The organism is Hydrotalea flava (assembly GCF_001623405.1).
GTDB classification, from domain to species: Bacteria; Bacteroidota; Bacteroidia; order Chitinophagales; family Chitinophagaceae; genus Hydrotalea; species Hydrotalea flava.
Map to the genome: position 1 here is coordinate 19095 of NZ_LUHG01000093.1, position 20129 is coordinate 39223.

General features: G+C 36.9%; 15 protein-coding genes. 10 read left to right on the forward strand and 5 right to left on the reverse strand.

Going from position 1 to position 20129, the window contains the following annotated elements; genetic code table 11:
* Positions 1-19: 19 nt before the first annotated feature.
* Positions 20-799 carry a glycoside hydrolase family 25 protein gene (locus tag A0F92_RS11005; RefSeq protein WP_068245779.1) on the reverse strand — a complete coding sequence of 260 codons (780 nt, stop codon included), beginning with the start codon at positions 797-799 and terminating at the stop codon, positions 20-22.
* A 130-nt stretch (positions 800-929) separates the two neighbouring features.
* Here A0F92_RS11005 and A0F92_RS11010 point away from each other — a divergent pair, with 130 nt between their 5' ends.
* The 3 genes from A0F92_RS11010 to A0F92_RS11020 all read left to right on the forward strand — a co-directional run bounded on the left by A0F92_RS11010 (position 930) and on the right by A0F92_RS11020 (position 4100).
* Positions 930-1961, forward strand: coding sequence for a radical SAM/SPASM domain-containing protein (locus A0F92_RS11010; RefSeq protein WP_068245782.1), 1032 nt, complete (start codon positions 930-932; stop codon positions 1959-1961).
* A 25-nt stretch (positions 1962-1986) separates the two neighbouring features.
* A complete protein-coding gene (locus A0F92_RS11015) occupies positions 1987-2430 on the forward strand; it encodes a MarR family winged helix-turn-helix transcriptional regulator (protein ID WP_068245786.1) in 444 nt (147 codons plus the stop codon).
* Positions 2431-2639: 209 nt separating this feature from the next.
* Entirely contained in the window at positions 2640-4100 is a 1461-nt protein-coding gene (locus A0F92_RS11020; protein ID WP_253810387.1) for a glycoside hydrolase family 10 protein, read from the forward strand.
* 23 nt (positions 4101-4123) lie between these two features.
* Here the strand turns inward: A0F92_RS11020 and A0F92_RS11025 are convergent, their stop codons facing one another.
* The 4 genes from A0F92_RS11025 to mgtA form a co-directional block, all read right to left on the reverse strand.
* Positions 4124-6109: a KUP/HAK/KT family potassium transporter gene (locus A0F92_RS11025; RefSeq protein ID WP_068245792.1), complete on the reverse strand. Its 1986-nt coding sequence runs from the start codon at positions 6107-6109 to the stop codon at positions 4124-4126.
* 253 nt (positions 6110-6362) lie between these two features.
* The gene (locus A0F92_RS11030; protein ID WP_068245796.1) at positions 6363-6869 is read right to left on the reverse strand and encodes an SRPBCC family protein; all 507 of its coding nucleotides are present in this window, start codon (positions 6867-6869) and stop codon (positions 6363-6365) included.
* Between the two features lie 86 nt (positions 6870-6955).
* The gene (locus A0F92_RS11035) at positions 6956-8296 is read right to left on the reverse strand and encodes a carbohydrate porin (protein ID WP_068245799.1); all 1341 of its coding nucleotides are present in this window, start codon (positions 8294-8296) and stop codon (positions 6956-6958) included.
* Between the two features lie 131 nt (positions 8297-8427).
* Positions 8428-11139, reverse strand: coding sequence for a magnesium-translocating P-type ATPase (gene mgtA, locus A0F92_RS11040; protein WP_167517036.1), 2712 nt, complete (start codon positions 11137-11139; stop codon positions 8428-8430).
* A gap of 477 nt (positions 11140-11616) precedes the next feature.
* Between mgtA and A0F92_RS11045 the strand changes: the two genes are divergently transcribed.
* From A0F92_RS11045 to A0F92_RS11075, 7 genes are all read left to right on the forward strand, one after another.
* On the forward strand, positions 11617-12180 hold the full coding sequence (locus A0F92_RS11045) for an AraC family transcriptional regulator (protein WP_068245802.1): 564 nt from the start codon (positions 11617-11619) through the stop codon (positions 12178-12180).
* A gap of 127 nt (positions 12181-12307) precedes the next feature.
* Positions 12308-14527 (forward strand): heavy metal translocating P-type ATPase, encoded by a 2220-nt coding sequence (locus tag A0F92_RS11050; protein ID WP_068245805.1) that lies wholly within the window; start codon positions 12308-12310, stop codon positions 14525-14527.
* Positions 14528-14641: 114 nt separating this feature from the next.
* Positions 14642-14854 (forward strand): heavy-metal-associated domain-containing protein, encoded by a 213-nt coding sequence (locus tag A0F92_RS11055; RefSeq protein WP_068245808.1) that lies wholly within the window; start codon positions 14642-14644, stop codon positions 14852-14854.
* Between the two features lie 198 nt (positions 14855-15052).
* Positions 15053-15457 carry an HYC_CC_PP family protein gene (locus A0F92_RS11060; protein ID WP_068245811.1) on the forward strand — a complete coding sequence of 135 codons (405 nt, stop codon included), beginning with the start codon at positions 15053-15055 and terminating at the stop codon, positions 15455-15457.
* Between the two features lie 116 nt (positions 15458-15573).
* Positions 15574-16857, forward strand: a complete 1284-nt coding sequence (locus tag A0F92_RS11065; RefSeq protein WP_068245814.1) for an efflux RND transporter permease subunit — start codon at positions 15574-15576, stop codon at positions 16855-16857.
* Positions 16858-16861: 4 nt separating this feature from the next.
* The gene (locus A0F92_RS11070) at positions 16862-18814 is read left to right on the forward strand and encodes an efflux RND transporter permease subunit (RefSeq protein ID WP_068245817.1); all 1953 of its coding nucleotides are present in this window, start codon (positions 16862-16864) and stop codon (positions 18812-18814) included.
* A 50-nt stretch (positions 18815-18864) separates the two neighbouring features.
* On the forward strand, positions 18865-20121 hold the full coding sequence (locus tag A0F92_RS11075) for a TolC family protein (RefSeq protein ID WP_068245887.1): 1257 nt from the start codon (positions 18865-18867) through the stop codon (positions 20119-20121).
* Positions 20122-20129 lie beyond the last annotated feature (8 nt).

Genomic DNA, 20129 nt, shown 5'->3' on the forward strand with positions numbered 1-20129 from the left:
CTGCTGATATAGTAGAAGATTAATGCAACACCATTTGTTGAAAGGCGGCTGAGTCGCCATTAAATACATCAAAATCAACTTTTGTTTTAATGCCATTGATATGCCCTTCATTGCTGTGTTGCCAAAACTGCCAGGGTCTTTGAATACGCGGTTGTTGGGGTTCTTTATAATGAGCCACCCATAGTGGGTAATCATCAAATGCTTTACCTAAGTAACTTTCATAAAAACTGGCATAGGTGTAAATGATAGGCTTTACTTTATAAAAATTTTCTATGGTTTGTAGGTAATCTTTCAATCTTTTTTTGAGTTGGGTAGGGTTTACACCATACAATTCTTCTACATCAACCGCAGGCGGTAAATCGCCGGTTTGTAGTTGTACGGTGCGAATAAAATTTTGTGCCTGTTGTGCTCCGTTTTTAGTGGCAATAAAAAAATGATAGGCACCACGGGTAAAGCCAAATTGCTGTAATTGCTGCCAGTTTATTTTAAATTGTTTATCGGCATCCGATAGTCCTTCGGTTGCCTTAATAAACACAAAACCAATGGCAATATGGTCTGATCTGGTATTTTTTACCATGCCCCAGCTAATATTGCTTTGATGTACACTCACATCAATGCCATGTATACTGTAGTTGTCGGGCAGTGGTATGCCAAAATCGGCATCATACGTAAATTCAATGGGGGTGGGGGTGTCTTTTTCCTGTTGTAACAAATATACCAACAGCAGCAGCAGTACCAGGAAAATGCCTGTAAGCATCCATATAACCGGCGATGTTTTTTTCTTTTTTTTCTTAGCCATGCTGCGCAGCGAAATTGAGTTACAAAAATGACATATTCATGGAATCAAAATCAAAATCATTTTTCGAATAGAGGAAGATGTTGAAGATAAACGGCATTTTAACAGGAATGAACTTATTTTTACATTCATTATGCCGTATTTTAATTTAAATGATAGTCTGAATTTAATCAGTAAGTTCACCTTCGCCCGACTGTGGAATGCCGGCAAAGTATGGATTAGTTATCGGATTAGCCGAATGCTGGGAAGGCCTGTTCAATGGGGTTTACCCATTTCTGTTTCGTTTGAGCCTACTACTTCCTGTAACCTGCGTTGCCCTGAATGTCCGAGTGGTATGCGGGAATTTACCCGACCTACCGGCATGCTGGAAAGCAATTTCTTTAAAAAAACAATTGATGAAATTCACAAAGAACTATTGTACCTGATTTTTTATTTTCAGGGAGAACCTTATTTGAATCCTGCTTTTTTAGAGATGGTGCAATATGCACATGATAAGGGTATTTATACTGCTACCTCTACCAATGCCCACTATTTAACCGATGAAAAAGCGAGAAAAACTGTTGAAAGCGGATTAGACAGGCTTATCATTTCTATTGATGGTACTACACAGGATGTGTATGAGCAATACAGGGTAGGAGGTAAATTAGAAAAAGTAATTGAAGGAGCCCGCAATATTGTAAAATGGAAAAAAGCGCTGAACAGTAAAACACCTTTTGTATTTTTTCAGTTTTTAGTGGTGAAGCCGAATGAACATCAGATAGAAGCCATTAAACAATTGGGAAAAGAAGTTGGGGTAGATCAGGTTCGGTTTAAAACCGCACAGGTGTATGATTTTGAAAATGATCCCAATCAGTTAATTCCATCTATTGATAAATACAGCCGTTATAAAAAAGATAAATCGGGTAAACGTGTGGTGAAAAGTGGATTGGGTAATCATTGCTGGAAATTATGGCATGCCAATGTAATTACTTGGGATGGATTGGTGGTGCCTTGTTGTTTTGATAAAGATGCCCAGCACCAGTTGGGTAATTTGGCAACGCAAAGCTTTAAGGAAACCTGGCAAAACAAAAATTATAAGCAATTTAGAAGTGCTATTATGCAAAGCAGGAGAAATATTGATATTTGTGCCAATTGCAGTGAAGGATTAAAGGTTTGGGAAGATTGATAAAGGTTAAAAATAAATTTTATTTATGGAAATTGAGCAGGAAATACCGCAGTTACATTTTCGTAACGAATATCATAAAGCCATTGTAAATATTATTTTTACAGCAAATTGGTTGCAGGAAAAAATCAGGCAGTTTCTAACGCCTGAAGATATTACCGCTCAGCAATACAATATTTTACGTATTGTGCATGCCAGTGCCGTACCCCTTTCTACCTTGCAGATAAGAGCGCAGATGTTGGATAAAATGAGTGACACCAGCAGAATGGTTGACCGCTTGGCGGCTAAAAAATTATTAGAAAAACGGATGGCAACGAATGATAAACGGAAAGTAGCCATTTATTTAACTGCTGAAGGTGTGGGTGTTTTGCACAGAATTGAAGCAAGAATTCATGAGTTAGATGCAATGGTTGCTGCTTTATCGGTAAACGATGCACAATTGCTCAATGGTTTATTAAATGCTATCCGATAAGATTACCTGCATTTTTCAGATATTAATTTTTTTATGTTAATCTTATCTAACCGGTACATATTTCATCTACTTTAAAACAAAAAGTAATAACTAGCATTATCTTCGGTTTTTACAATGAATAAAATAAGCCGGTTTTGAATGGCTTATGAATTTGTAATCTCCCAAAAATGAATCGCCTTATGTATGTAAAGCCGTTAAAGTTATTTTGTTTGCTTTTGATTTGTTTAACAGGAAGTGCACTTTCACTTTGGTCGCAAAAAGCGCCGGTATTTGAAATGCGTGGTGTTTGGGTAGCAACAGTGGTAAATATTGACTGGCCTGCAGAAAAAGGCATGTCGGTTGAAGCACAAAAAGCCGATTTTATTCGTTTGTTAGATATGCAACAACGCAATGGAATGAATGCCGTTTTTGTACAGATACGGCCTGCTGCCGATGCTTTTTATCCTTCCTCATACGAGCCTTGGAGTGAATTTTTAAATGGCAAGCAGGGTTTGCCGCCTACGCCGTATTATGATCCGCTGGAGTTTATGATTGAAGAAACCCATCAACGCGGTATGGAATTTCATGCCTGGTTAAATCCATATCGGGCTGTTTTTAACATTCACACATCCTCTGTATCACCATCTCACATTACTAAAATTCATCCTGAATGGTTTGTAACGTATGGTAATACAAAATATTTCAACCCCGGCCTGCCGGAAGTGCGGCAATTTGTTACCCGGGTAGTTAAAGATATTGTTACCCGTTATAAAGTAGATGGAATACACATGGATGATTATTTTTATCCATATAGAATTGCCGGTAAGGAATTTCCCGATGAAAAAGCATACCGGCAATACGGGAATGGATTGAGTAAGGATGAATGGCGAAGAAGTAACTGCGACAGCATTATTCATGCATTATATCAAACCATTCGTGCCGTGAATCCTTTTGTGAAATTTGGAATCAGCCCGTTTGGTGTTTGGCGAAATAATAGTCAGGATCCGGATGGAAGTAATACCAAAGCCGGACAAACCAATTATGATGATTTATATGCAGATATTTTATTGTGGTTGAAAAAAGGCTGGATTGATTATGTAGCACCACAGTTATACTGGGAGCAAGGGCATAAGTTAGCCGATTTTGATACCCTGCTGGCCTGGTGGAATGCACATACTTATGGCAGAGATTTATATATTGGCCAGGCTATTTACCGTGCCGGAACTAATGCTGCCTGGCGCAACCCTAATGAATTACCCAATCAGTTAAAAGCTATTAGAAGCTATTCTACCACACAAGGCAGTATTTTTTTTAGCAGTAAAAATTTTGAAAGTAATCCCAATGGCTGGTCTGACAGTCTTCGCTATAATTATTATGCATTGCCTGCTATAGTGCCGCCCATGCAGTGGATTGACAGCACAAAACCACCAACACCCATATTCGCAAAAAGTAATGGTAATCTGTTTACGTTACATTATTCCGGTAAACAACCCGTTAAAGCATTTGCGATATTTGCCCTGCCCGAAAATGTTACTGAAAATATAGCTTATGCCACACTGATTAAATTATTGATTGCCGATAAAGAAGTAACTTATGAAAGGTTAGCTTCACTAATACCTGCCAATAACCGTTTATTTGCAGCAGTAGTGAGTGAACATAATGTGCTCAGTAATTGGATTGAGTTGAAATAATTACATGCTATAAAGAAGTGCTATTACTGTTGCGCAAAACTAATTCGTTTTAAAGGAAGATATGTTTTGGGGGTAATTAACAGCGGCACCCTTTCAACAACGGTAGTGGCATTGTCTAAACCAAATGCTTTTTGATCAGACTGTGCCAAATGTTTAATGGCAAAATAGGCATCCATAATAAAACCTTCTTTTACTGAAAGCTCATTTTCTACCGATAGGAAGGTTTCCAGAATAACATAAGTAATATCTGTATGAAAGTTACTTGCATCTAAGTCCTCATATTTATTAATGCTGCAGAGTTCATTGTTTTTTCTCATTTCCTGCATTACCATTTTAACCAATAAATTAATTCGGGGCTGAATTCGGAAACCAAGTTTAAAATTAATTTTAATCACTTTATCGGGCAGTAAATCTGTAACACTATATGCCATTTCATAAGGGTTATCGGCCCTGTCAATGTGCACAAACCAATACACATCAGCACGTTTTGGTTTTCGGTTTAAAATGGAATCAATAATTCTTTTTTCTATATCTCCATCACTATCGGCCTTGGTTAAGTAAACCAAATGAGTGGCATATTTGGGTACTTCTTTATCTGCACTCAGCAATTGCAAAGGGGTTGTGTAGTCTTTTACTTTTAAAAATTGCAAATAACTGTTGGTAATTTTTCGGGCTTTAAACCAAACAAACATGATAAACATCAGGCCAAATTCAAAAAATAAAAACATCCAGCGTTGTTTTATTTTAGCAACATTGGTAATAAAAAACGAAACTTCTACAATTAAAAAAATGGTCATAATTACTGCAATCAGCCAATGGTTCCATTTTTTTACCCGATACATAAACACAAACATAAGGCTGGTAGTCATTAACATCGCTATCACAATAGAAAAGCCATAGGCCGCTTCCATAGCAGAACTATCTTTAAAATACAACATCATGCCCACACAGCCAATCCATAAAATCCAGTTAAGGCTGGGTATATAAATTTGGCCTTTTACGTTGGTCGGATATTTCACGGTAACTCTTGGCCAAAAGTTCATACTTATGGCTTCACTAATTAAAGTAAATGAACCGCTAATTAAAGCCTGACTGGCAATAATGGTAGCAAAAGTGGCCACTATAATTCCTACTAACAAAAACCAATGGGGCATTAATGCATAAAATGGATTGGTGTTACCTAAATATGTTTCTTTTTGAGTTAATAACCAGGCTCCCTGCCCCATATAATTAAAAATCAATGCAATTTTTACAAATATCCAACTCACCTGTATATTTTTTTTACCGCAATGCCCTAAGTCGCTATACAATGCCTCAGCACCTGTTGTACATAAGAATACCGCACCCAACAGCCAGAATCCATGCGGATAATTTATTAATAATTCAATACCATAATAGGGGTTGATGGCGTTGATAATTCCGGGATGATGCCATACCTGTAAAAAACCCAATAAAAAAATCATGCTAAACCATACCAGCATAATAGGGCCAAATGCAAATCCTACCACTTTGGTTCCAAAGCGTTGAAAGAAAAATAAAAGCGAAATAATACCTACTACAATGCCAATGGTAATTGCATTTCCGGGAATGATGGTATTTTGTAAAGAATGAATGCCATTTAAGCCCTCTACAGCTGAAGCTACAGAAATGGGTGGGGTAATAATGCCATCTGCCAATAAAGTGGCTGCGCCAATTATAGCTGGTATGTACAACCATTTTGCATAACGCCTTACCAGAGCAAATAATGAAAAAATGCCACCTTCACCTTTGTTATCAGCCTGAAGGGTTAATAACACATATTTAAAAGTTGTTTGCAGGGTTAAAGTCCATATAATGCAGGAAATACCCCCATAAACTAATTCTTCAGAAATGGGCCTATCACCAATAATTGATCTGAAAACATATAGAGGCGAAGTGCCAATATCTCCATATATAATACCTAATGTAACCAATAATCCGGCAGCAGATAATTGGTGTAAATGCTTTGAACTGTTTGATTCAGTTTTCATGATTTGCTTTAATTGTTATCATTTGGAGGTATAACAGCATCGTTACTGTTACATGCGGAATGTTGCGGTTATATTTTAAGAAAACAGGAGAAAGGTGAATGATGGTAGTAGCCACGTAAAAATATTACGGACAGAAAGTGTAAAGGTTGGGTTGCCATACTGATAAGAATGTGCAAAGTTATAACACATTAATACCCACTATGGATAACAGGTAACCGTATTAAGCAAAATTTAATACGTTAAGGGTAGATTTTTATATCAAAACAACATTAGCAACTGATGTAGATGATTGATGCCATTTTCCAAACAGGGTTTCTACTGCGGTGAATCGATAATTGAAAATTTGTTGCAATTGTTTTTTTACCATAAGGCTGTTGGCAATATCTCCCAAACAACTAAATGGAATTTTGTAGTGAACAATATCCGTCATTTCAACGCCACCGTTAACTGATTTAAAATGGTGTTGGTGATGCCAGAGTGTATAAGGTCCAAAGCGTTGTTCATCCACAAAATATTGTTGTGGCACTACATGTGTAATTTCAGTCATCCAGTATAATGGAATACCCAATATTGGTTTTACCGTATATTCAATAATTTGTCCGGCATACATTTCAGGGCTGTGGTGTTTGCTGATGATTTCAAATCCAAAATGGGCGGGTGTAATGGTTTTTAAATTATCGGGTTTGCTAAAAAAATCCCATGCTGTAGCAATATCTGTAGGAATATATTGAATGGTTTTGATAGAATAAACTTTTGACATCCTGTTATTTTACCGTAATAACAAAATAAAAACGGTAAGGTTCTCAGGGACGATGAAAAACCTTACCGTTATGCGTATTTCTTAAGTTATAGCGCAAAGTGTCCGCGAATGCCAAATACATGCACCGGACCCCTGTCTGTATTATACCCCGGATTGTTCACAAACTGATAATCGAAGGTTAACCAAAAGTTGTTGAACAAATAAGTATTGTAATAAGCTTCAATAATGCCTTCGTGTCCATAATTCAATGCGCCATCACCAATAATAAAACCATAACCTCCGGCAGCCAAAAAATCGCGATGGTCTTTCGAAATGCCATTCAGTACACCTGCAATACCTGCCACATCCGCCGGCCGATGCCAGCGGGTGCCTTTCACAGCCAGCCCAATACTGGCCGACTGATCAATTTCTGTGAATGCCCAGGTGGCATATTTGCCATCATTCCAACCTAATCTGGAAAAAATACCAATATCATCATTCAATGCCTGTTCTGCACTCAGGCCTAATCCAAATTTTTTACCTCCATAAGTATTATTTTCGGCTTCCCCACTAATTACACTTAATAAATAATTATTGTTGTTATTCAATGCATTGATTCCTTGTTGATAAGATGGTGCACGGGTATAGGAATTGGTAATGATAAAACGAACGGCACCGGGTTGACGATTGATGTTGTATTTTTTCTCAATTTCAAGTGTTTCAGAATGCGCTTTAGATAAGCGGTATTCCATTTTATGGGAATTGGCTATCGTTGGAACAGCTACACTGGATAAACGAAATGACCAGTTGTTTTGATACCATTCTGCTACAATGCCATAAGTATAGCCACGTGTGTTGGCAGGATAATCCCATGCACCGTTACCCATTAACGACCAGTTAAAAAATTGTGTTCTGGGGTCGTGACTATAAGTATTGTCATCATAAAAATCGCTGATAGCAAATTTTCCGGCAGTAATGGTGATACGATTATTAGGTACTTTATCGGTCACCTGATTTTCATCATCGGCAACGTTGGTGTATTTGCTATTACCTAGTGCAATATTTTGCTGCAAATAGGCTCTTGCTATAAATAATTGTGGTGCAACATTACCCACCCGATAGGTTTCACCGTTTAATGCGCCGGCAACACCTTGTGAATAACTCAGCCCATTACCTCCCGACATTTCAGGATTAAAATATGCTGCTGCTCCTTTCCATAATTTTCTTCCAAGAAATAAAGTTGTAGTTAAACTGGTGGCACCGGTTTCTACAGCATTGTCTAAACTGTTTTTACCACTATATGCAGCTGAAAAGCCTGAATGGCTCTGTGAAATAACCGTTATCTGAAAATGATGGCTCCAATTGCCGGAGCTATCCATCTGAAAAACAGGTTGTGCATGTATATTAAAGCAAGCAAATAATAGGGTAGAAGTAAATATCCATTTCATGACGTAAAAAATTTGAAAAATGATTGTATTCGATTCATGTTTATTTGTGGTTGTAAAATAGTTTCCCTATCAGGAAAATAATCCATTCATAAAGTAATAGGAAAAATATTTTTTAAACTACAATAATTGATTTAAAGCCATTGGCCAAATTTCCTGATAAACCAGACCTTGATTAATTGGGTTAAAATACAGTAAGTGATTAATATTACAATAAGAAAGGGGAAATATATCCAGGGCAGGGGTTGCATTTTTAGTGCATCTGCCAATGGTGAAAAGGGAATGTAAGTTCCAAGTATCATAATGACCAATGTTAATGTAATAACCGGTACCGTTGCCCAACTTTGTATAAATGGTATTTTGGTTGTTCTAATCATATGAACAATCAATGTTTGTGATAACAGACCTTCTATAAACCAGCCACTTTGGAAAAATGATTGATGTGCCGGACTATTTGCTTTAAAGAAAAAGAATAATAAAGCAAATGTTGCATAATCAAAAATTGAACTGATAGGTCCAATAAAGAACATAAATCTGGCTATTCCACTTGCATCCCATTTTTTGGGTTTTTCCAAATATTCAGCATCCATTTTATCCCATGGAATGGATATTTGCGAAATATCATACAATAAATTTTGCACCAATAACTGAATAGGTAACATGGGTAGGAAAGGCAGGAATGCACTGGCGCCCAGCATACTAAACATATTGCCAAAATTGCTGCTGGCAGTCATTTTAATGTATTTAATGATATTGCCAAATGTTCTTCTTCCATAAATCACCCCTTTTCTAAGTACCATCAAATCTTTTTCCAGCAGAATAATATCTGCACTTTCTTTGGCAATATCCGTAGCCGTATCAACAGAAATACCCACATCGGCATCACGAAGTGCACCGGCATCATTAATGCCATCACCCATGAAGCCAACGGTATGCCCTTTGGCTTGCAATACTTTTACTACCCTGCTTTTTTGTAGTGGACTTAATTTGGCAAAAATGTTAATGTCGTCAATTCTTGCCATCAGTTCATCGTCAGAAATTTTCTCTAACTCATTACCCAGTAAAATATGTTGTACAGTAATGCCTACATCTTTACAAATTTTCTTAGTAACAGTTTCGTTGTCGCCGGTTAATACTTTTAAAGTAATACCTAATTTCTGTAATGCCTCAATGGAAGGTTGTGCAGAGGGTTTTGCCGGATCCAGAAAACCAATAAAACCTGTAATGGTCATGTCTTTTTCATCAGCAACAGAATAGGTAAGTGCTCTGTTATCAAATTCCTTGATGGCTACCAATAAAACCCTTAACCCTTCTTTGTTTAATTTTTTTGAAGTGTTTAAAATGGTTTTACGCATGGCTTCATCAATCGGAATTACTTTATCGTTTTCAATATGTAATTCTTTGTCTTCTCCGGGATCAAAAGCATGTGTGCAAAGGTCTAAAATTTCTTCCACTGCACCTTTGCAGATGAGCAGGTGTTTGCCGTTTTTCTGTTTTAGAATAACAGACATTCTTCTGCGTTGAAAATCAAATGGAATTTCATCCACTTTTGTATATTGTTCTTCAGCTTTCAGATAATCATGTAATTCGGCATGTTCCAGTACAGCAACATCTAACAGGTTTTTTAATCCGGTTTGGTGGAAGCTGTTCAGGTAGGCCCATTTTAATACCTCATCATCATCATCTCCAAATACGTTCAAGTGACGTTCCAACACAATTTTGTCCATAGTTAATGTGCCCGTTTTATCGGTGCATAAAATATCCATGGCGCCAATGTTTTGAATGGCATTCAGGCGTTTTACAATAACTTTCCTCTTACTCATGTTCAACGCACCTTTTGCTAAATTGGCGGTAACAATCATGGGTAGCATTTCGGGGGTTAAACCTACCGCTACGGCAATGGCAAACAGTAAGGCTTCGAGCCAGTTATGCTTTACTACACCATTTAAAATAAAAATGAGCGGAACCATAAACAGCATAAACCGAATTAATAGCCAACTTACACTGTTTACACCTTTATCGAAACTGGTTTCTGCCCTTTTGCCGGTTAGCGATTTACTGATTGAGCCAAAATAAGTTTGGTTGCCTGTGTTCACTACAATAACAGTTGCCGCGCCACTTACCACATTGGTGCCCATAAAACAAATATTCTCTAATTCCAAAGGCGATTTTTGTTCGGCATCTGTAATGCTGATGTCTCTTTTTTCAACAGGTAGCGATTCGCCGGTTAACATAGCCTGACTTACAAATAAGTCTTTAGATGTCCAAACACGGCAATCGGCAGGAATCATATCTCCCGCAGAAAGTAATACCACATCTCCAACAGTTAAATCCTTAATATCCACTTCTTTTTTTCCTTCACCATTACGCAAAACCGTTGCCGTTGTTTTAACCATGCTTTTCAGCTGCTCTGCAGCTTTATTGCTTCTAAATTCCTGCCAAAATCTTAAAAAAGAGCTGAGTAATACCATTACGCCCACAACAGTTACTGTTTTATAATCTCTTTCACCAGGTGCAGCAGTAATAATATCTGTTATAATAGAGATGGCAGCTATTATAATTAATACTCCAATAAATGGATTCAGAAATGCCTCGAGTAGTTGAATGTACCAGGATGGTGCTTTTTCGTGTGAAACCTCATTGAGTCCAAATTCCTGTTCTCTTTCTTCTTTCTCTTCTGTTGAAAGGCCGGTTTCTTTTGTTTTTAATAAAGTAATTACTTCGGGTTTTGAAGCAGTAGCTACCTGTTTTAATTTGGTTACAGAGGCAGATTGAACAGCCTGAGCTGTATTTTCTCCTGAAAAGGAAATATGCTTCACTAATTTAGCTGCTGTTGTTTTTAACATAACGCCCGGATTTTTCCCGTTAAAATTAATTGTGTTTCATGCCGGTAGTAAACAACCCACTGTAATAGCAAAGCTTTACAATAGGTTATAGCAATGCACCACAACTTCGGCTAAAAAGTAGCGTATGACAAAAAAGTGAAAATACAATATGCATGAGTATTGTTTTTAACTGTTAACGACTATTTGCTTCCATAGCCACAGTTAAAAACGTTTGTGCAGCTTAGGAAGAGAATCTTAAATTACTATGGTCCGAACCGGTTTCCATTTGCTTCATAATTAAATTGCGTGCAAAAGTAAGGGTATATCTTATTTCAAAAGCCAATTCAAGCTGTTTTTATTTTATTAAATAAATATTAAAAAGTAGTTACTTTAAACAGGCTTTATATTGCTTGTGGTAATAAATATTTAAGTGCAGTACTTGAATGCAGTACTTTTTAATAAATTTTGTAAACTTGGTTGAATCTTAAAAATTGTAAAATGAAATTATTGATCAAAAATATGGTTTGCGACAGATGTATTAAAGTTGTAGGACAATTGTTGGATGATACCGATATTTCCTATAAAAATATACGGTTGGGTGAAGTAGTAACTATGTATGAACCATCTGAAACACAATTGTCAGCCTTCAGGAAATTACTTTCAGAAAATGGTTTTGAAATATTGGATGACAAGCGCTCTGCACTGGTTGAATCTCTTAAAAACATCATTATTCAACTCATTCAGAAGAATAGTGAAGAGTTCTTTACCCATAAACTATCATCAATATTAGAAGATGCCACAGGATATGACTATCATTTTTTAAGTACATTATTTTCTTCTGTAGAAGGCGTAACCATTGAAAGATATACCATTTTACAGCGAATAGAAAAAGTGAAAGAGCTATTAACCTATGATGAAATGAATTTAAGCGATATTGCTTTTGCAATGGGGTATAGCAGTGTTGCGCATTTATCTGCTCAATTTAAAAAAATGACCGGATTTACGCCAACTGAATTTAAAAAAATTGGAGGACAAAGAAAGCCGCTAGATAATATTATTTGATTCGGAATAATCATCAACCATAATAATCAATACTTTCTTAATGTAATTATTTTGTAAACTAAACTATAAATGTTGTAATACTCAGGCTTTGCTTTGTAAGGAACTTTGTGGTATCAAACATTTATGTATGCAAACAGTTAAGAAAATATTTCCGGTAATTGGTATGAGTTGCGCATCTTGCGCAATTAGCGTAGAATCAATGTTGCAACCTGTTAATGGTGTGGTACATGCCCATGTGAATTATGCTGCACAGCAGGTGATGGTTGAGTATGATGAATCGGTTGTAACACCACAAAAATTAAAGTCTGTTGTTCAATCAATTGGATATGATTTAATGATTGATGAGAAAGGGGATATACATAAAAGTAAACAGCGCGAGGATTTACAGTTTCGTATGCTACAACAAAAAACCTTTTTTGCTTTTCTCTTTTCCATCCCTGTGGTATTAATCAGTATGGTTTTTATGCATGTACCTTATGGCAATTGGATGATGATGTTTTTATCTATTCCTGTTGTTTTTTATTTTGGACGTCAGTTTTTTATCAATGCATTGAAGCAGGCCAGGCATGGAAAAGCAAATATGGATACGTTAGTTGCGCTTAGTACTTTCACTGCTTTTTTATTTAGCACTTTTACAACAATTTTTCCGTCTTTTTGGATTAGCCGCGGATTACCAACACATGTTTATTTTGAGGCATCTGTTGTAATCATTACGTTTATTTTATTAGGGAAGTTGTTGGAAGAAAAAGCAAAATCAAATACTTCTTCCGCACTGAAAAAATTAATGCAATTGCAACCTGATACAGTAACTATTTTTGAAAATGGTGCTGAAAAGCAAATACTGACAGCTGAAGTTGCAATAGGTAATATGGTTGTTGTGAAACCAGGTGAAAAAGTGCCTGTAGATGGCATTGTTACAAAGGGAACTTCTTTTGTTGATGAGAGTATGATTAGCGGAGAATATACACCGGTTGAAAAATATGAAGGTAGCAGTGTGTATGCCGGAACAATCAATCAAAAAGGCCATTTTATATTTAGGGCCGAAAAAGTGGGTGGTGATACAGTATTGGGGCATATTATACAATTGGTGCAGGAGGCACAAGGCAGCAAAGCACCTGTGCAACGATTGGCAGATAAAGTAGCCGGTATTTTCGTTCCGGTTGTAATGGGTATTGCTTTGCTTGCTTTTGCTGTTTGGTTGCTGTTAGGCGGAAATGATGCCTTTTCACATGCTTTACTTGCTTTTGTTACGGTATTAATTATTGCCTGTCCATGTGCATTGGGTTTAGCAACACCAACCGCAATGATGGCAGGTATAGGTAAAGGAGCTGAAAATAATATCCTGATTAAAGATGCTGAAAGCCTTGAAGCAGGCTACAAAGTAAATGCCGTTGTTTTAGATAAAACAGGCACACTCACAGAAGGAAAGCCAACTGTAACAGAAATTGTTTGGAATAAAACCATTGCTGATCGTCATTTGCCTGCTAACATTTTATATGCACTTGAAGCTAAATCCGAGCATCCGCTGGCAGAGGCTGTGCTTAATTATATAAAAAAAGAACAAACTGATAATGATATTCATTTAACCGATTTTCAAAGTATTACAGGCAGGGGTATAACAGCACTTTTTGCCAATAAAATGTGGCTGGTTGGAAACAAACGAATGATAGAGGAACATAAGCTTTCACTCAATAATGAACTGCTTTCATTGGCTGATTCCTGGCAACAATCTGCTAAAACTGTGGTTTATTTTGCCAACGATTTACAGGTGTTGGCTATTATTGGAATAACGGATGAAATTAAACCAACTGCATTAACAGCTATACATACGCTTCATGAAATGGGTATTGAAGTGTATATGCTTACCGGCGATAATCAATCCACTGCCGCAGCAGTAGCAAAATCGGTTGGTATAACGCATTATACAAGTGATGCATTGCCTGCACAAAAAGCAAAATTCATTCAGGATCTTCAGCAACAGGGGAAGATAGTAGCGATGGTAGGTGATGGGATAAATGATAGTCAGGCCTTAGCATTGGCCAATGTTAGTATAGCCATGGGTAGCGGAACCGATATTGCCATGGATGTAGCTAAAATTACCCTTATCACGAAAGATCTAACTGCGTTGCCAAAAGCTTTAGTACTATCAGCAAAAACGGTACGTATAATCCGTGAAAATCTTTTTTGGGCATTCATTTACAACATAATAGGCATTCCTATTGCTGCCGGTATTTTATATCCGGTTAATGGTTTTTTGTTAAATCCTATGATAGCCGGTGCAGCTATGGCATTTAGTTCTGTTTCAGTAGTGTTGAATAGTTTACGTTTAAAAACAATTCGCTTGTAATTTACCTCATTCACATTGCTGTTGCTTCTAAAAATATTGTAAAGTCGTTTAAAAATTTTGTAATGGTTAGCGTATTTATGTTCTCTAATTTTGTTAAAAAATAAAAATAATTTTATGAAATCATTAAAGTTTAAAACAAATATCCAGTACAGTAGTTGTATTGCCAAAGTATCTCCTGTGCTGAATAACGAAAAAAGTATTGAACATTGGGAAGTAGATACAACGAACAAAAATAAAGTTCTTACAGTACAAACCGGTTCGATGGAAGAAAAGGAGATTGTTCAATTGGTTAAGAGTGCCGGATATACTGCTGAGCCACTATCTTAAAATTGGCGAATCACTATTCTATGCTATCTTTATATGCGTAATTACAAATGAAGCAAACTTTTTTAAATACAATCGGTCGTTTTAGTATAAAAATACTATCTACCCTTTTTGTTCATAAAAAAGTAACGGAGTGTTTAAAATAGATTTACTTTTGTGTTGGAAAATTGAAAAATTTATTGTTTTATCCAATCTTTTTTTTTGAAAAAGTTTTTCACCATATTATTATTGTTACTGTATGGCTTGAGTGTTCAGGGTGCCACCATTCATGTACATTATTGCATGGGTAAATGGGCAGGAATTGAGCTGGTGAAAACTTCCGATAATACCAACTGCAGTAATTGTGGCATGCTGCTCAAAAAGAGCAGAAAAGACAAATGCTGTAAAGATGTGCAACAAAAAATACTAGTTAGTCAGGATCAGTCTATTGCCCATTCATTTGTTTTTCAAGCTGCACAACCCGTATTTGTATTGCCAGCACAACTGGTAATGGAAAACTTAGCGCTTTACTTTCCATCACTGTTAATTCAGATTTCCGCAACACATGTACCACCTGATTTATGCAGTGTGCAGCTTTTCATACGGAATCGTATTTTTCTGATATAATATCATTTTCTTACCTGTAGCCCGGACTCCTTGCCTTAGGGTTATTTTGTATGCCTTTGTGTAAAGTGCATTCATTGTATCTTCCTCTCATTTTTATATTTAAAAAATATTGTAGCATGATTGCAAAGATCATCAGTTGGTCGCTGCGGAATCGGTTTGTGGTATCATTGATTGCCATTGGCTTACTCATTCTTGGCATCCTCAACATGAAGAAAAACCCTGTGGATGCTATTCCTGATTTAAGTGAAAATCAGGTTATTGTTTTTACCGAATGGATGGGCCAAAGCCCGCAATTGATAGAAGACCAGATAACTTATCCATTAGTATCTAATCTGCAGGGCATCCCCCGTATCAAAAACATCAGGGGCACTTCCATGTTTGGGATGAGTTTTGTGTATGTAATATTTGATGATGACGTTGATATTTATTGGGCACGTACCCGTGTACTGGAACGATTAAACTATGCCCAACGTTTGTTACCCCAGGGTGTAACCCCTTCACTTGGCCCTGATGGAACGGGTGTTGGCCATATTTTCTGGTATCATCTTAATGCACCAAAAATGGATTTGGGTGAACAGCGGGCACTACAGGATTGGTACATTAAATTTGCTTTGCAAACCGTACCGGGTGTTGCCGAAGTAGCGTCTTTCGGAGGCTTTGAAAAACAATATCAAATTATATTAGACCCTGTAAAGATGCAATTCTACAATGTGTCTATGATGGATGTAATGAATAAAGTAAAAGCTAATAACAATGATGTGGGGGGGCGGAAATTTGAGATGAGCGATATGGCGTATATCATACGGGGATTGGGTTATATAAAAAATAAAGAAGATGTTGAAAATATATCTTTAGCTCAGTACAATGGTATCCCTGTTCGCATTAAAGATATAGGAAGCGTGCAGTTGGGTGGGGATTTGCGTCTGGGTATTTTTGACGAGAATGGCGAGGGAGAAGTGGTGGGTGGTATAGTAGTGATGCGATATGGTGAAAATGCAGATAAAGTAATAAAGGCAATAAAAGCAAAAATAAAAGATGTAGAAAAAGGTTTACCCGAAGGGGTTACATTTAAAACTTCTTATGACAGAAGTGGATTGATAGAAGCCGCCATTGAAACGGTAAAAGGAAAACTGATAGAAGAAATAATCGTGGTTTCCTTGGTAGTTTTGGTTTTTCTTTTTCACTGGCGCAGTGCACTTAGTATCATTATTCAAATTCCCATAACAATTGCCACGAGTTTTATCCTGTTGAATGCATTTGGTATGTCATCCAATTTAATGTCTTTAACGGGCATTGCATTAGCCATTGGCGTTATAGTGGATAATGGAATCATAATGTCTGAAAATAGTTATCGCCAGCTTTCCGAATGGCAAAACAGCAATCACCCTGAAAATAAGTAATAGTATGAATTTCTTTAAAAAATTAAAAGAACGTTCCAACAAAAAAAAATCTTCTTACCGGAAAGTTCCTGAAGACATAAGAATGTCAATCATAGAGCGTGCCTGCAAACAGGTATCGAGAGGGGTATTTTTTTCTACCATTATTATTATTACTTCTTTTCTGCCGGTATTTCTTTTAACAGGGCAGGAAGGTAAATTGTTTCATCCCCTGGCTTATACAAAAACATTTATCCTTGCAGTAGATGCGATATTGGCGATAGCACTGGCGCCGGTACTCATTTCTTTTTTTATGAAGGGGAGGTTTTTACCGGACAATGCTAACCCTGTAAACCGGGTACTTGAAAGAATTTATGAACCTGTTATCAGGGCATGTATCAAAAGAAGGTGGATAACCCTTGGTGCGAATATAGTAGCGCTGGTAATCAGTATCCCTTTGGTGATGGGCCTTGGCCGGGAGTTTATGCCCCCCTTAGATGAAGGTTCACTTTTATTTATGCCCGTAATGATGCCGGATGTTTCTAACTCGGAGGCCAAACGTTTATTGCAGGTACAGGATAAAATTATTAAAAGTGTTCCGGAAGTAGCCCATGTACTGGGTAAAGCCGGCAGAGCCAATACAGCTACAGATAACTCTCCTATCAGCATGGTAGAAACCATTATTATGCTGAAACCAAGAAACGAATGGAGAAAGGGGTTTACCAAAGACAGTATTATCAATGAACTGAATGCAAAGCTTCAGATACCCGGTGTAACCAACGGATGGACACAGCCTATCATCAACCGTATCAATATGCTTTCTACAGGCATCAGAACAGATGTGGGGATTAAAGTATATGGTCAGGACTTAGACACAATTTATGCTTTTGCACAACAAATTAAAAAAGCGTTAGATGGCACCCCTGGTGTAAAAGATTTATATGTAGAACCGATTACCGGGGGAAAATATATTGACATAACTGTAAAACGTGATGAAATCGGAAGATATGGATTAAGTATTGATGATGTAAACACAGTAGTGGAAAGTGCATTGGGTGGTGTCAGGCTTACCACAACCATTGAAGGGCGGCAACGTTTTTCTGTCAATGCACGTTTTGGCCAAAACTTCCGGAATAATATTCAGGCATTAAAAAGGCTGCAGATTCAAACACCCGGTTATGGCCCCATTCCGCTGGAAGCAGTAGCAGATGTAAAAATTACAGAAGGCCCCCCTATGATTAACTCAGAAAATGCCATGCTCAGGGGAACCGTACTTTTTAATGTGAGAGAAAGAGATTTAAGCAGTACTGTTGATGAAGCACAAAAAAGGGTAAGCGCAATGATTGCTAAAATGCCCAAAGGATATTTTCTTGATTGGAGCGGACAATACGAAAATTTAATCCACGGGGAAAAAACATTAAAAATGATTTTGCCGGTTGTGCTGGTTATCATTTTTATGTGTATGTATTTTGCTTTTCATTCCGCACGGGAAGCTTTCTTCAGTCTTATCTCTATTCCTTTTGCTTTAATTGGGGGCGCTTTGATAATTTATTTCTGGCATGTGAATTTATCTGTTGCTGTAGCGGTGGGCTTTATTGCATTGTTTGGTTTAGCAGTAGAAACAGGGATTGTAATGGTTATTTATCTCAATGATGCCATGGACCAATTAATAGCAAAAAAAGGAAACTCAAGTAAAACAATTACCAGAGATGATTTAAGGGAATATGTAATTGCCGGTGCAGCTAAAAGATTAAGGCCAAAGCTGATGACCGTAAGTGTATCCCTATTTGGTTTGGTCCCCATTCTTTGGAGTACAGGTGTAGGAAGTGATGTAATGATTCCTATTGTACTACCTATGATTGGTGGAGTAATTACTTCATCAACACATATACTTTTGGTAACACCATTAATATTTTTAATGCAAAAGGAATATGAGCTAAAAAAGCACGGGAAAATAGAAGTATTGGAAACAAAACATTAAATGTAAAAGTGGTAATGAAAAATGACATATTTAATTTAAAACATGTTTTCATGAAAAAGAAATTTTTTTTTATAACAGGGTTATCGATTTTCATAACTTTCTCAGCCCGGTCTCAAAAAATATTAAACATTAATTCAATCCTTGATTCTATTCAGGCTAGTAATCCATCCATGAAAATGTACGATGCAGAAATACGTTCATTGGATGAAGCCGCCAAAGGTGCTAAAAGTTGGATGGCGCCTGAATTAACTTCCGGTTTTTTTATGACGCCTTATGCGCCAAGATATTGGAAGGCGGCAAACGGGGCGCCAGGTATGGGGCAATATGTAATTGGTGCCCAGCAAATTATTCCTAATCCCAAACGGTTAAAAGCAGACGCTAACTATATGTCATCCATGTCCTCTGTTGAAAAAGAAAAAAAAGGGTATACACTCAATCAGCTATACGCAGAAGCAAAGAAAAATTATTACGAATGGATAGTGATTAAAAAGCAACTGCTGATTTTGGATGATAATGAAAAGCGCCTGAACTACATGATTCAAAGCGCTGAAATACGTTATAAAAACGGGCTGGGAAAAATTAATGCGTATTACAAAGCCAAAGCAGCATTGGCCAATGTACAGAATAGTAGGATTATGCTGGAGAACCAAATAAAACAAAAAAAATACATCCTTAATACATTAATGTACCGAGATAAAACAATTGAGTTTGACATAGATACTGCCTACACTTTAAAAGATTATCAAAACATAGTATTTGATACTACCTTATTTGTAACCAACAGGAGCGATGTAAAAGCCCTTGAAAAGGAAATGTATGTTAACCGGTTAAAACAGGAAACCGAAAGAACAAGGTTGTTGCCTGAATTTGGGGTACGGTTCGAAAACTCTTATGGATGGGCACAGCAGCCATTGCAATTCTCGGCAATGGGTATGGTAAGGTTACCAATGGCAAGATGGTCTTCTAAAATGAATAAAGCCAATATTGAAAGCCTGAAATGGAAAAACGAATCGTTGCAGCAGCAAAAGCAAATGATTTTAAATGAATCTGTAGGCACAGCTTATGGAATGAGGACAGATATCCTCAACAAAAACAAACAAATAAAATTGTACGAAGAAAAAATTTTGCCGGCCTTATACAAAAACTTTAAAACCTATGAATTGGGATATGAACAAAATACAGAAGAACTGTTTGAATTATTTGATGCTTGGGAAACATTAAACATGACACAGTTCGAATACCTCGGGCAGTTGCAACAATTACTGGCTATGCAGGTTGAGCTGGAAAGAATTCTTCAAATACGATAAATTAAAAA

Bases quoted from the DNA above. Each gene is read 5' to 3' on its own strand.
- A0F92_RS11005 (WP_068245779.1), bottom strand. From the start codon at position 799: ATGGCTAAGAAAAAAAAGAAAAAAACATCGCCGGTTATATGGATGCTT.
- A0F92_RS11010 (WP_068245782.1), top strand. From the start codon at position 930: ATGCCGTATTTTAATTTAAATGATAGTCTGAATTTAATCAGTAAGTTC.
- A0F92_RS11015 (WP_068245786.1), top strand. From the start codon at position 1,987: ATGGAAATTGAGCAGGAAATACCGCAGTTACATTTTCGTAACGAATAT.
- A0F92_RS11025 (WP_068245792.1), bottom strand. From the start codon at position 6,109: ATGAAAACTGAATCAAACAGTTCAAAGCATTTACACCAATTATCTGCT.
- A0F92_RS11030 (WP_068245796.1), bottom strand. From the start codon at position 6,869: ATGTCAAAAGTTTATTCTATCAAAACCATTCAATATATTCCTACAGAT.
- A0F92_RS11035 (WP_068245799.1), bottom strand. From the start codon at position 8,296: ATGAAATGGATATTTACTTCTACCCTATTATTTGCTTGCTTTAATATA.
- mgtA (WP_167517036.1), bottom strand. From the start codon at position 11,139: ATGTTAAAAACAACAGCAGCTAAATTAGTGAAGCATATTTCCTTTTCA.
- A0F92_RS11045 (WP_068245802.1), top strand. From the start codon at position 11,617: ATGAAATTATTGATCAAAAATATGGTTTGCGACAGATGTATTAAAGTT.
- A0F92_RS11050 (WP_068245805.1), top strand. From the start codon at position 12,308: ATGCAAACAGTTAAGAAAATATTTCCGGTAATTGGTATGAGTTGCGCA.
- A0F92_RS11055 (WP_068245808.1), top strand. From the start codon at position 14,642: ATGAAATCATTAAAGTTTAAAACAAATATCCAGTACAGTAGTTGTATT.
- A0F92_RS11065 (WP_068245814.1), top strand. From the start codon at position 15,574: ATGATTGCAAAGATCATCAGTTGGTCGCTGCGGAATCGGTTTGTGGTA.
- A0F92_RS11070 (WP_068245817.1), top strand. From the start codon at position 16,862: ATGAATTTCTTTAAAAAATTAAAAGAACGTTCCAACAAAAAAAAATCT.
- A0F92_RS11075 (WP_068245887.1), top strand. From the start codon at position 18,865: ATGAAAAAGAAATTTTTTTTTATAACAGGGTTATCGATTTTCATAACT.